This window comes from Rhodocytophaga rosea (assembly GCF_010119975.1).
In the GTDB taxonomy this organism is placed as follows: domain Bacteria; phylum Bacteroidota; class Bacteroidia; order Cytophagales; family 172606-1; genus Rhodocytophaga; species Rhodocytophaga rosea.
This window is the reverse complement of the sequence record NZ_CP048222.1, coordinates 4,793,260-4,805,564: the sequence shown is the minus strand read 5'-3', so window position 1 is coordinate 4,805,564 and position 12,305 is coordinate 4,793,260. Positions and strand designations below refer to the sequence as shown.

Annotated in this window: 8 protein-coding genes; 2 read left to right on the top strand and 6 right to left on the bottom strand. The window is 41.4% G+C overall.

The window, feature by feature from the left end:
• Window positions 1-3: 3 nt before the first annotated feature.
• The 4 genes from GXP67_RS19920 to GXP67_RS19905 form a co-directional block, all read right to left on the bottom strand.
• Entirely contained in the window at window positions 4-375 is a 372-nt protein-coding gene (locus GXP67_RS19920; RefSeq protein ID WP_162444751.1) for a GntR family transcriptional regulator, read from the bottom strand.
• On the bottom strand, window positions 376-1,113 hold the full coding sequence (locus tag GXP67_RS19915; protein ID WP_162444750.1) for a hypothetical protein: 738 nt from the start codon (window positions 1,111-1,113) through the stop codon (window positions 376-378).
• A 7-nt stretch (window positions 1,114-1,120) separates the two neighbouring features.
• Entirely contained in the window at window positions 1,121-1,957 is an 837-nt protein-coding gene (locus GXP67_RS19910) for an ABC transporter ATP-binding protein (protein ID WP_162444749.1), read from the bottom strand.
• 163 nt (window positions 1,958-2,120) lie between these two features.
• Window positions 2,121-2,600, bottom strand: coding sequence for an SRPBCC family protein (locus GXP67_RS19905; RefSeq protein WP_162444748.1), 480 nt, complete (start codon window positions 2,598-2,600; stop codon window positions 2,121-2,123).
• Window positions 2,601-2,964: 364 nt separating this feature from the next.
• Here GXP67_RS19905 and GXP67_RS19900 point away from each other — a divergent pair, with 364 nt between their 5' ends.
• Both GXP67_RS19900 and GXP67_RS19895 read left to right on the top strand, forming a co-directional pair.
• Window positions 2,965-4,182: a threonine synthase gene (locus GXP67_RS19900; protein WP_162444747.1), complete on the top strand. Its 1,218-nt coding sequence runs from the start codon at window positions 2,965-2,967 to the stop codon at window positions 4,180-4,182.
• A gap of 265 nt (window positions 4,183-4,447) precedes the next feature.
• A complete protein-coding gene (locus GXP67_RS19895; protein ID WP_162444746.1) occupies window positions 4,448-5,899 on the top strand; it encodes an amidohydrolase in 1,452 nt (483 codons plus the stop codon).
• A gap of 136 nt (window positions 5,900-6,035) precedes the next feature.
• On the opposite strand, the gene GXP67_RS19890 is transcribed toward GXP67_RS19895, so the two are convergent.
• The gene (locus tag GXP67_RS19890) at window positions 6,036-10,886 is read right to left on the bottom strand and encodes a PAS domain S-box protein (RefSeq protein ID WP_162444745.1); all 4,851 of its coding nucleotides are present in this window, start codon (window positions 10,884-10,886) and stop codon (window positions 6,036-6,038) included.
• A gap of 82 nt (window positions 10,887-10,968) precedes the next feature.
• Window positions 10,969-12,153 carry a hybrid sensor histidine kinase/response regulator gene (locus GXP67_RS19885; protein WP_162444744.1) on the bottom strand — a complete coding sequence of 395 codons (1,185 nt, stop codon included), beginning with the start codon at window positions 12,151-12,153 and terminating at the stop codon, window positions 10,969-10,971.
• Window positions 12,154-12,305 lie beyond the last annotated feature (152 nt).

Here is a 12,305-nt window from a genome sequence, read left to right as displayed (position 1 = left end):
CGCTTAGTTATGATTGCCGTTAGAAAATTCGTGGTAATACCGTTTGAGGTCTTCAAATGAAATACCCAGCATCTGCATATTTCTGAAAAATCCGGCAAGGTCTTCATTTACAAACTGCTCTTTTTTCAGCGCTCTGGCTTTTTCGTAGCCATCGTCTGCTACATAGTAGCCGATGCCTCTTTTGTTAAAGATGATGCCTTTGTCCTGGAGATAGTTAAATGTTCTCATGGTAGTGTTGGGGTTAACTTCAAATTGTACAGCCATGTCCCGGATAGAAGGGATTTTTTCCCCGCTATTCCATTTCTTCTGAAGTATATTCTCGAAAAAATGGTTGGCAATCTGTAAGTAGATAGCCTGATTATCTTTGAATTCCATTTATACCTGCCTTTCTTTTAAACTGAAATATGAAACAACTAATAGGAACGGTGCCAGCAAATACCAGAATAATACGTGGGCAATTTGTGGTATTGTATACTCAACAAAATACTGGAAACCTCCCGAGAAATCCTCTGATTGTAATTTACTGCCAAACAGCATCCAGCCAAGCAAACCGCTGTACGAACCTATGATTACCTGTAAAACGAACAGTGCCAGCAAAGTTTTCAGAAAATTATAGTTCCGGAAATAAGCAGCACCCAGGAAAAAGACAGTTTGTGTCACCATATAGACACCCATTGACTGAAAATAATGCTTGTCAAACATATCCGGAATAGAAGCATGATTTCCGCCAGCTACCAAACCTGTAATCAGATATATGATAAAGATGCCAACTGAAAACACCACTACATATACCGGCGAAGATAGCACCCATGAACCTATAACTTTTTCAAGGGTAGAAACCGGCAAAGTGAGATAGAAATAGCTTTTCTGCGGAGAATTCAGCTCTGAAAAAATCCGACTGGTAAATATAAAGCCGCCAATAAAGAAAACAGTCAGATAAAAGCTATTGATTTCTCTTATATCTCGGGGATCGAAGTAAGCTACAAATAAAGATACCACCAGCAATAGGCCGAATATACCTCCGGCTGCTATCAGCATGGGAGGCAAATTCAGGGACACCTGCCTTTGGATAAAGTTAAAGAGCCTGTTGATATTGAAATTATCTTGATTCATCGTTCAATTAGTTTGTAAAATTTGCATTAATCACCTTTGTATCTTTAATCACTCCGTTAAAAAGCAATTCCAGGTCTACTCTGGTATCGATGCCGCTGTGGTTCCTGGTTATCCCTGCTTTGCGTCCCGGCATGTCTTCATGATACAGGATTTCGTTGGCCGGTACGCCTGCTAAGTTGTGCTCAAACGCTAATTTTTCGGAAATCAGGGCAATATTCTGATTAAAAATGATGCGTCCATTTTCCAATACCACTACAAAATCAATCAGGTTTTCCAGATCACGTACCTGGTGCGTAGAGATGATAATGAGTTTGGTTTCGTCCAGGGCAGAAGCCATAATTTTGCGGAACTGGCTCTTGGAAGGAATATCCAGCCCATTGGTCGGTTCATCCAGAATCAGCACTTTTGCATTAGTAGCCAGCCCGAAAGCGATCAGAAACTTCTTTTTCATGCCATAGGAAAAAGTAGAAAGCTTCATGTGTTCGGGCAATTCAAATTCCTGCAGGTATTTTCTGAACTGATCATAATTGAACTTGGAATAGAAAACCGCATTTCTTTTAGCATATACATCGAGCGTAACGGAGGGCAATTCAAACTCTTCCGGAATTACATAGATGTCTTCCAGCATTTTTGGATCACGCTCACTTGTTTTGTATCCATCTAACAGGCACTCACCGCTGTCTGGATACAACAGTCCGGCAATCTGCTTGAGCAGCGTAGATTTACCTGCTCCGTTTTTTCCCAGCAAGCCATAAATATATCCTGGTGCTAAAGTCAGGTTCAGGTCCGAAAACAGACCCCTGCCTTTTTTATACCGGAAATGTATGTCCTTTAATTCTACCATTGTGCTTATTGTTTTAGTGTACTACATAACTAATACACTACAAATGTAAGATATGATTTTTGATTTGCAAGCAATTGCCTGAAAAAAATTTTGTGAAGGCTTTATAATCGAATACTACTAAAGGCTTATAGCAGAAAATAATATGAAGAATAAGAATAAATATTTACCTAATACCCGGTAAGTTTTTCCACTGCTCACCTTCAGCGATAGATTTGATAACAGCGTTCCGTTGCGTCAGCAGATTGCGCATATATGTATAGAGTACAAGGGTATTGGCCAGCTTTCCAAGAACACCCAGAGGAGATTCAAATTCAAACAGGTCAGTCATGAGGGTGTGGTCACCTTGTATAGAAAAATGATGTTCATGCCGCATGCTTTTAAAAGCGCCTTTTTGCATTTCATCACAGAAATACGTGGGATATTGATATTCCGTAATTTTTGAAGTGAGCTCCTGCCAGATACCAAAGTGTCTGGCTCGCCAGGTGACATGCTCTCCCAGCTGCATAACACCAGTGCGAACACCGCCTACCACTTTCTCTCCGGTATGAGCGGTAGATAACGTATGTACATCCACACTCAGCGACAGGGTAAAACATCTTTCTATCGGAGCTGCAATCTGTGTCTGGAGTTCAATAACAGCCATTAATTATTAAAAGTTGAGAACATGGAAACTGATTAAAGCGGATAACAATGTAGTTTCTAAGCCATCAGGTTACTTATAGTTCGATGGCTCATATATTTTTGTTTAGCGCTAAGTTTTTATGTAATCTACAGCTGAATTTGCCAGCAGCAACTATTTTCCGGGCAAGAAATTTGCGGCTATATATTATGTTTACAATATTCCCGGATATACGTATATAACTATGTTACATCATAGCCGGATGAACTGAAAGGTAAAACGTTTACCTGATAAGTTATCAACTTCAGCGCTCATTGTACGTTACTAACGGCTTCCATTATCTGTAATAAAATTAGTTTCCTGATATTTACTCTAATTCAATTAAGCTATGTTAGAATTATCATATCCTCTCCGGTTAAAGGCCACCGGCACAAATACACTTTTTACGCATCTGGTATGTTCCGCATGTGGAGAAATTTACGATAAAAACCAGGTGGCAACAGTATGCCGCAAACCAGATTGCCAGCACCCTTTACTGGCTGCTTATAATACCGGCCGGCGGCTCAACAGAAAATATTTACGTCACCGGCCAGCTACTATGTGGCGTTACCGTGAAATGTTGCCCTTATTGTCCGATAAAAATATCATATCACTGGGAGAAGGAATGACCCCCATGCTTAAAACAGCGCATCTGGGCAGAAAGGCAGGAGGTTATACAGTGTATATTAAAGATGAATCTAATAACCCAACTGGTTCTTTTAAAGCACGGGGATTGAGTATGGCTGTTTCCAAAGCCAAAGAACTCGGAATTACAGCCTGTGCCATTCCCACAGCCGGAAATGCCGGAGGTGCCCTGAGCGCCTATTGTGCGCAGGCTGGTATAGAAGCTCATGTATTTATGCCCAGAGAAACACCGGATGTATTCAAGCAGGAATGCCGGTTGTTTGGAGCAAACGTTACTTTAGTGGATGGCAATATTTATAACTGCGGCCAGATGGTACGGGAACAAACGGTTATTCATGGCTGGTTTGATGTATCTACTACTAAGGAACCTTACCGGATAGAAGGTAAAAAAACCTTGGGCTATGAAATTGCTGAACAACTGCACTGGGAACTTCCGGATGTGATCATTTATCCAACTGGTGGTGGCACTGGTTTGATCGGTATGTGGAAGGCATTTGATGAAATGGAGCAATTAGGCTGGATCGGCCCGGAAAGACCCCGGATGGTAGCCATACAGGCGGCCAATTGTGCACCTGTGGTAAAAGCATTCACCGAAAACAGTAAACATACGGATCTGTATCCTGATACTTTTACAGTAGCCAATGGTCTCCGGGTACCCAAACCTTATGCAGGCTCCTTAATTTTAAAAGTATTACAAGAAAGCCGGGGAACCGCACTTGCCATTTCCGATGAAGAAATTATAGCTGGCGTTAAAGAGATTGCCAGAGAAGAAGGCTTACTGGTTTCACCCGAAGGAGGAGCCGTCTGGCAAGGATTTAAGCAACTGGTACAATCCCGTTGGATTCATCCGGAAGAAAGAGTAGTAATTGTAAATACCGGCAGCGGCTACAAGTATCTGGAGAACCTGAATCTATCTGTCTAAATAATTTTCATGCTTAAAAAAACCTCACTATCTGCCAAATAGTGAGGTTTTTTTGTTTATATAAGGTTCTTATTTAAAAGAGATAAATCCACTCAATAGTTACAATAAAGTTAGTTTGTACAGCTTTCGGCCTTATAAAAATTTATTATTCCAAAGATTCACAGTTTCATATCTGCCTAAAAAAAATTATCTTTCAAGGAATAGCATGATTATTCATCTATTCTGGCAATAGTTCAAATTAAACTTTATTAAACCTAAAACCAACATGAAAATATACGGAAAAATCCTGCTTTATATAAGCTTCCTGATGGTATCATTCCAGGTTTTTGCACAAGAAGAATCTGATAAAGCCAAACTAATGGCTGCTTTAGATAAGCAGACAGCTACCTACGGGGATATAGCAAAAAAAATATGGGGTTTTGCCGAGGTAGGTTATCAGGAGGAAAAAAGTACCGCTTTGTTGCAAGAGCAATTGAAAAAAGCAGGCTTTCAGGTAACTCCAGGTGTAGCAGAAATTCCTACTGCCTTTACTGCCACCTTTGGCAGTGGAAAACCAGTTATTGCCATATTAGCTGAATTTGATGCTCTGCCAGGTGTTTCTCAGGATGCGGTACCGGAACGTAAAGTTTTGCAGGCCAATGCTGCCGGTCATGCCTGCGGACATCATTTGTTTGGAACAGGCTCTACGGCAGCAGCTATTGCTATTAAAGACTGGCTAAAAAGCTCTGGTACCAAAGGCACTATCCGGGTATATGGCACACCAGCAGAAGAAGGAGGCGCAGGCAAAGTATATATGGTGAGGGCTGGTCTGTTTAATGATGTAGATGTAGTATTACACTGGCATCCCAACAATGAGAATGAGGCAAGCGCTTCTTCTTCTCTGGCCAATAAATCGGCTAAATTCCGCTTTAACGGCATTGCGGCCCATGCGGCAGCAGCCCCTGAACGCGGGCGTTCAGCTTTGGATGGAGTAGAAGCCATGAATTATATGGTAAATATGATGCGTGAACATATTCCATCTGATACCCGCATTCACTATGTAATTACCAGAGGTGGCGAAGCGCCTAATGTAGTGCCTGCTTTTGCAGAAGTATTTTATTATGTACGCCATCCGGAAATGAGTGTAGTAAAAGAAATATTTGAAAGAGTAGCCAAAGCAGCTGAAGGAGCGGCCCTTGGAACAGGTACTAAAATGGAATATGAAGTTATTCATGGTGTGTATAACCTGCTTCCCAATGAGGTACTGGCCAAAATTATGGACAAAAACCTGCGTACTGTGGGTGGGGTTCAATATACCGCCGAAGAAAAAACATTTGCAGCCAAAATTCAGGAATCATTCACTGGTACAAAACCCTCCATTGCATCGGCACAGGAAATACAACCTTTCGAGATCGAGAAAGCTGGCGAAGGCGGCGGCGGTTCTACAGATGTAGGAGATGTGAGCTGGACAGTTCCTACGGTGGGCATGGGTGCGGCTACCTGGGTTCCGGGAACAGCAGCGCATAGCTGGCAGGCAGTAGCCGCAGGCGGAACCAGCATTGGTACCAAAGGGATGATGGTAGCTGCCAAAACTCTGGCACTTACGGCATACGATATTTTTAAAAACCCTGCCATTGTAAATGAAGCAAGCCAGGAATTAAGCAAAAAAAGAGGTGAGAATTATAAATATGAAGCTATGATCGGCAACCGCAAACCTCCGCTGGATTATCGCAAATAAGTACGATATGTTACTCAAACTCCTTTAATTTCCATTCACGAACAAGGAATATCTAAATTGCGATATTCCTTGTTCGTGAAAGATCCGATTCTAACTAATGGTAGCGCTTCCTACTACATATACCTACTAATACCGCTTACTCTGTGCTTATTATGACTTGAGGCATTTTTTCCTCAGATAAGACTTTGGGTAGGATTAGTATAAAAGTAGTACCTTTTCCTGGCTCGCTTTCTACCCGGATTTCACCTTTGTGCTTTTGAATAATACCATAGGTGATTGATAAACCAAGTCCGGTTCCCTGCCCTACTGGTTTAGTGGTAAAGAAGGGTTCAAATATTTTCTCGCGTACATTTTCCGGCATTCCTTTCCCTGAATCCCGGATAGAGATGCTGATGTGTTCTGGCAGGTTACTGGTAGTTATATAAATTTCGCCGTTGCCTTCGATCGCCTGAATAGCATTGGTTAGTATGTTCATAAATACCTGGTTGAGCTGCCCTGGATAACATTCGATAGAAGGAATAAGAGAATCGTATTCTTTAAAGATTTTAATGTGATCTTTGTACTGGTTGGTGAGCAGGATCAGGGTATTATCCAGACCTTCGTGCACAAAAGCATGTTTAATCGCTGCTTCATCTAGCCTGGAGAAATTGCGCAAGCCCTTTACAATTTCTGCTGTCCGGGAGGCACCGCTTTCTACCGATTTGAGTGTTTCAGAAATTACCTGCAGGTTTTCCTTGTAATAGAGCTCTTCTTTTAATTCCTGAATATAGGCTAATCCGGCTTGTATCTCCTCCATCGACTGGAAAGTAGCCAGGGCATCATAGTGTTTCAAAAGGTCAAAGATTTCATCTAAAGAATTCTTCAGATTAGAAATTCCCACATAAATAAAATTTACCGGATTATTAATTTCATGGGCAATACCAGCCGTAAGCTGGCCTAAGGATGCCATTTTCTCAGACTGCACCAGATGGGATTGTGTAGTCTTTAATTCCACAATAGTATTCTCCATCACTTCATTCATCGCCCTGAGTTCTTCACCCCGTTGCCTGAGTTGTTCTTCTGACATCTGAAGTTCATGATAGGCTTCTTTCAACTCGAGTTCTGCTTCCCGCAAATCAGTAATATCCTGCACAATACCAATTACCTGGCATACGTCCCCTTTGTTGTTTCTTTTAAAGGGCACATCCCGGCTTTGCAATAAACGATACTGTTGATGGTGATTCCGCACCCGGAATTCCGTATGGGTATGACCATTGCCGGCTGCTTTAAAATTCTGAAAATAGGATTCTATCAGCACCATATCATCAGGATGTATCAGTGTAGGTATGATCTCACTGCCCATTTGCTGCAATTCATTTTCAGAATAACCCAGCATCTGCACCAGTTCGAGATTGGCATATACCAGTGTATTCGTATCAATATCGAAGATGTACAGGTAATTGGGAATGGCATTCATAATACTTTCCAGAAAACGTTTGGTTTCTTCCAGCTCCACCCTGGCCACCATTTTATAGGTAACATCCTGTACAAAAGATACTACAGCCTCTACACTGCCCGTTTGGTCTTTGATGGGGAAAATGATCTGGTCATAAAAGAGAATGCGCTTTTTGGTATTCCACTGGTTAGAAGTATTGGTAAGATCCATTTGCTGGTCGGAAAGGATAACCGTTTCTCCCCGGTAAGCCCGCTCAAAATGCAGATTAGATCCGTTCAGTTTCTGAAAAGGATCGGTTAGCACATTAAAATAACCTACGCCATAAGTATTTTCAGGAATACCCAGTAAAGTCCGTTGCGCCTCATTCATCTGCATAGAAAAGCCGTGCCGGTCATAAATCTGGATGGGTAAAGGCGAATGATCAATTAATGCGTTAATAAACCGGCTGGACTCAATGAGCTTGTCTTCCCACTTTTTACGCTCTGTAATGTCTTTGTACATCCACAAATGCCCCCGATAGATCTTATCTATATAGATAGGTACATAATCCCGTTCTAATACCCGTTTATCTTTCAATGGAAGTTCCTCACCATTTACCGGCAGGTGATTTTTAAGCATAGTTGCCATGCGCTTCATAAATCCGGCTTCATCTGCAAATGCCTTTCTATAGGATTCAGCTTTGAGAATAGAATCCATCCCAGTGATTTCATCGGGTGTTAAGGGAATAGAAAACATCTGGCAAAACTGATGATTAATAAGGGCAGTTTTACCATTCTCATCTTCTACTACAATAGCGGCCTGCATGTTTTCCATAATGGCCGAAAGCCTGGCTAGTGCAAAGGATAAATTATTTTCTGCTTCTTTCCTGCTGGTAATATCAAAACGGATGGCCATATACTGGTAGGGTCTTTCCTGTTCATCGAGGAAAGGTACAATCACCGTATCCACCCAATATCGTGAACCGTCTTTGGATTTATTGCAAATTTCACCCCGCCACATACATCCGGCAGAAATCTGTATCCACATGTCCTTGAAAAAGCCTGGTTCATGATAGCCTGCATTCACCAGCTGATGGGTATTTCCAATAAGTTCGTCCTTGGTATAGCCCGATATCTTACAAAACCGCTCATTGGCATAAGTAATTATCCCCTTTTTATCAGTAATAGCAACAATAGCCGCCGCATCCAACGCAAACTTCTGTAAGTTGAGTTGTTTATTGAGAATTTCCCTCTCCAGTTCAATCACTTTACTATCAGTAATATCCGAGAAGGTAACAGCTAGGCCATCCTGTAGTTTAACAGCCACTATATGAAACCAGACACGTATGCCTTCATGCTCATAAAAATGTTCCAGATTAAGCGAATGGCCGGTTTCTACGACCTGCACATATTTATCAAAAAGCCCGTCTATGCGGTTGCCGGGCAATTCCTCCAGCATTTTTTTCCCTACCAGATGGGTAGCCGTACGTCCGGTTAATTGTTCTGCCTGTTTGTTTACAGATAACCATTCAAAGTCAACGATTGTATGCTGAGAATTTCTTACCGAACGGAAAGCCATTACACCTGACAATGAGCTATCCAGAACACTATTTAAAAAGGCGGATACTTCATTCAACTGAGTCTCTCTTGCTTTGCGTTCGGTAATGTCCATAGTTGTTCCATACACCTTAATCACATTTCCTGACACATCTTTTTGTACTTTACCGATCACATTTACCCAGCGGACTTCTCCATCTGGCAAAATAATTCTGGAATCGTTTATAAATTCCTTTCCGTCACGAATACTCAGATCCATACTTTCTACTACCTGCGTCAAATCATCGGCATGAACCATCGGCAAATACCTTTCTGCTGAAGGCACCTTTCCGGAAATGTCAAGTCCATGAATCAGAAACATCTCATCTGACCATATACTCTGCATGCTATGCGGGTCGTATTCCCAGTTTCCAATATGAGCTATTTTCTGTGCTGCCTTTAATTTGAGTTCACTTACCTCCAGTGCTTCCTGCACCTGTTTACGTGCGGTAATATCTCTGGATGACGTCAGGAGTAGGGTTACGTCACCATTTTCATTCAGAATAGGTTTGGTAAACGTCTCCAGCCAGATGAATCGTCCATCTTTTCTGCGAACCTTATATTCAGTATGGTTAATTGGCTTTTTTGTCTGGAGAATATTTGTGGTGTACTCCATGGCATGCTGATAGTCAGCAGGGTGTATAACATCTTTTGGGGAAAGATGGAGCAGTTCATCCGGCTGGTAACCAAGCAAATGGATCACAGAAGGAGAAGCATATACATAGCTGCCATCCGGGTTGTGCAGGCGTATCAGGTCCAGAGAATTTTCAGAAATAAGCTTATATAACTGCTCACTTTCCCGGAGTTGTTCTTCTACTTTTTTCTTGGCTGTTATATCTACGCCCACACAAACCAATCCATCCATAGCGCCGATGCTGTTAAAAATCCCAGAGATATTCAGTAATACGGTACATTCTGTGCCGTCTTTGTGGACATAGGTAAATTCTTCCTGCTGCATTAATCCATGGCTTGCTTTTGATAGCATGGCTTCGAGGCCAGAAGTAAAAGGTATCCCTAATTCAGCAGAAATTTTATTTGCATACTGCGATAGTTCGCCTGTTTTATGCAAGATATCAGGCGTATGCTGGTTTAATAGTTCGTCAGGCTGATAACCGAGCCATTTGCTGACGACAGGATTGATACTGGTAATGATGCCTTGTTTATTGGTAGAAATAATAGAAACTACTGCATTACTCAGCAAGGCACTCTGAAAAGCATTTGCCTGTGCCAGCTCCTCTTGTATAGCATACATCTCTTCATGGTGGGCATGCAACTGGCTGATTTTGTTATTAAGCTGGTCTACAAAATTTTTAATCAGCATTTCCAAAGGCCTGAATATCAGCAAACCTTCCAGAAGCAATACCAGCAATAAAATGAGGGTGATCACTTTAACTGTTCTGGCTAATCCTTCTATTTTTTGGGCAGATTCAGCCAGATATTGCCTGGTAATTTCCTCTCTTGCTTTCAACACAAAAGGTTCTTCAGCTAGTACCATACTGAGTGCCTGATCAAAAGCGGCCCGGTGACTATAATCAATAATCGGATACGTGGTGTTCACTATAACAGATACTGCCTTGAGCATATTCAGATGGTGAATGCGATGCTGTTCTACCAGTTGCTGTGCTGCATCAGTATTCTCACCAGGAATGAATACTATTTCTCCTGCCGGTAATTTGCTTCTGTATAGCAAGGCTTTATGTGCTGCATGCCATGTTTTTACATCCTGCTGTAGTGTGCGTAAATAAGTATAATAAGTTGTTGAATCTTTGGCCTGGGAAAGCAACAAAATGGTTTTGGTAATCTTCTGGCTGTACATCCGCTGCCTGCCGGATATATTAATTACCTGAGAATCAAAAACCTGTTTTGAAATTTTTCTTTCAACTATGTATTGCAAGCCAATCATCACTAAGGCAATAGAAAGGATGGCCGCAAAGAAAGTAAGTTTGATGCGGCGGCTTAGTTTCAGGTTGTTTTCCATTAAAAATATCTGGAATCAGGTTGGACAAGGTCAGTAATGACCTGAATGGTTAAATTAGCGGGGATAGAAAGGCGAAGTTGCCCTACTTGCTTACTGGAACAGTAAAGCTAAAAACAGTGCCTTTTTGCAAGCGGCTTTGTACGGAAATTACACCTCCCTGCTTTTCCACATACTCTTTGCAAAGTTTTAATCCCAAACCGGTACCTTTTTCCTGGGCTGTTCCCAGAGAGGTTATCAGGTGTTCATTTGAGAAAAGCTTGGTAAGGGTTTCTTCGGATATACCTACGCCAGTATCTGTTACGGAAATGGTAGCATATTCTTTTTCAGCCACCGATGAAAGAATGATCTGGCCATGTTCTGGCGTAAATTTGATGGCATTCGAAATCAGGTTCCGCAAAATCAGGCTGGTTATATTTTCGTCTATCTGCACCTGAAAATCGCCGGCAGGCAGTTCTGTAAGAATAGCAATATTTTTATGAGCTGCCATTGCCTGATAGGCTCTTATATTTTTCTGTAAGGTACTGCCTATCGAATGTGCCTCTAAAAGGGGTTCTGTATTCTGTATCTGTGCCTGAGCCCAGCTGAGTAAGTTATTCAGCATTTCTGTAATATCTACCAGCGAATGCTTCATATCCGACATGGCTTCATGGACTTCCTCTTCCGAAAAAATATCTTTATAATTCAGAAACATGTTTACTAAAGCCGAAAGCGAAGCGAGAGGAGACCGAATATCATGTGAAATGATAGAAAATAGTTTATCCTTGAGGGCATTCAGTTGTGCATATTCTTCATTTTTTTGTTCCAGTTCCTGTGTGCGTAGTTTTACCTTTTCCTCCAGGCTTTCATTCGCTTGTTGCAATTGTTTAATCAAGCAAATATTATCCGAAGTAAGCTGGTATTTAGTAAGCGCATTATCAATGATGATTTTTAATTCCTGATTGTTCCAGGGTTTAAGCGCATAGTGAAAAATATCTAACTCATTGAAAGCCCGCATAATAACTTCTACATCACTATACCCGGTTATTACCATCCGTATGGCCAGTGGATATTTTTCCTTTACAATTGTCAGAAATTCCAGTCCTGAAACCTGGGGCATCCGCTGATCCGTAATCACCAGGTGAATAGAATATTTTTCTAAAACATCCAGCCCTTGTGAAGCAGAAGAGGCAGTAAAGATAGTGTATGTGCGGAAGAAGGCATTTTTGAAGGCGATCAGGTTATTTTCTTCATCGTCTACAAACAGGATTTTATATGGTGAGGCAGGCATAATTGACAATTGAATAGAATGGCGACTGTATCAAAAATAAAACTTGTCCGTTTTGGCCATCTCTTAAAATACAGCTATTTATTAGATGTGTAATAAAACAGGTAAGTATTTGTCCAAGACAACACTTACCTTTCAAAAAAGCCAGAATGATT

What these genes read in the sequence shown, in the direction of transcription:
- GXP67_RS19920 (WP_162444751.1), bottom strand. Translation starts at nt 375, where the DNA reads ATGGAATTCAAAGATAATCAGGCTATCTACTTACAGATTGCCAACCAT.
- GXP67_RS19915 (WP_162444750.1), bottom strand. Translation starts at nt 1,113, where the DNA reads ATGAATCAAGATAATTTCAATATCAACAGGCTCTTTAACTTTATCCAA.
- GXP67_RS19910 (WP_162444749.1), bottom strand. Translation starts at nt 1,957, where the DNA reads ATGGTAGAATTAAAGGACATACATTTCCGGTATAAAAAAGGCAGGGGT.
- GXP67_RS19905 (WP_162444748.1), bottom strand. Translation starts at nt 2,600, where the DNA reads ATGGCTGTTATTGAACTCCAGACACAGATTGCAGCTCCGATAGAAAGA.
- GXP67_RS19900 (WP_162444747.1), top strand. Translation starts at nt 2,965, where the DNA reads ATGTTAGAATTATCATATCCTCTCCGGTTAAAGGCCACCGGCACAAAT.
- GXP67_RS19895 (WP_162444746.1), top strand. Translation starts at nt 4,448, where the DNA reads ATGAAAATATACGGAAAAATCCTGCTTTATATAAGCTTCCTGATGGTA.
- GXP67_RS19890 (WP_162444745.1), bottom strand. Translation starts at nt 10,886, where the DNA reads ATGGAAAACAACCTGAAACTAAGCCGCCGCATCAAACTTACTTTCTTT.
- GXP67_RS19885 (WP_162444744.1), bottom strand. Translation starts at nt 12,153, where the DNA reads ATGCCTGCCTCACCATATAAAATCCTGTTTGTAGACGATGAAGAAAAT.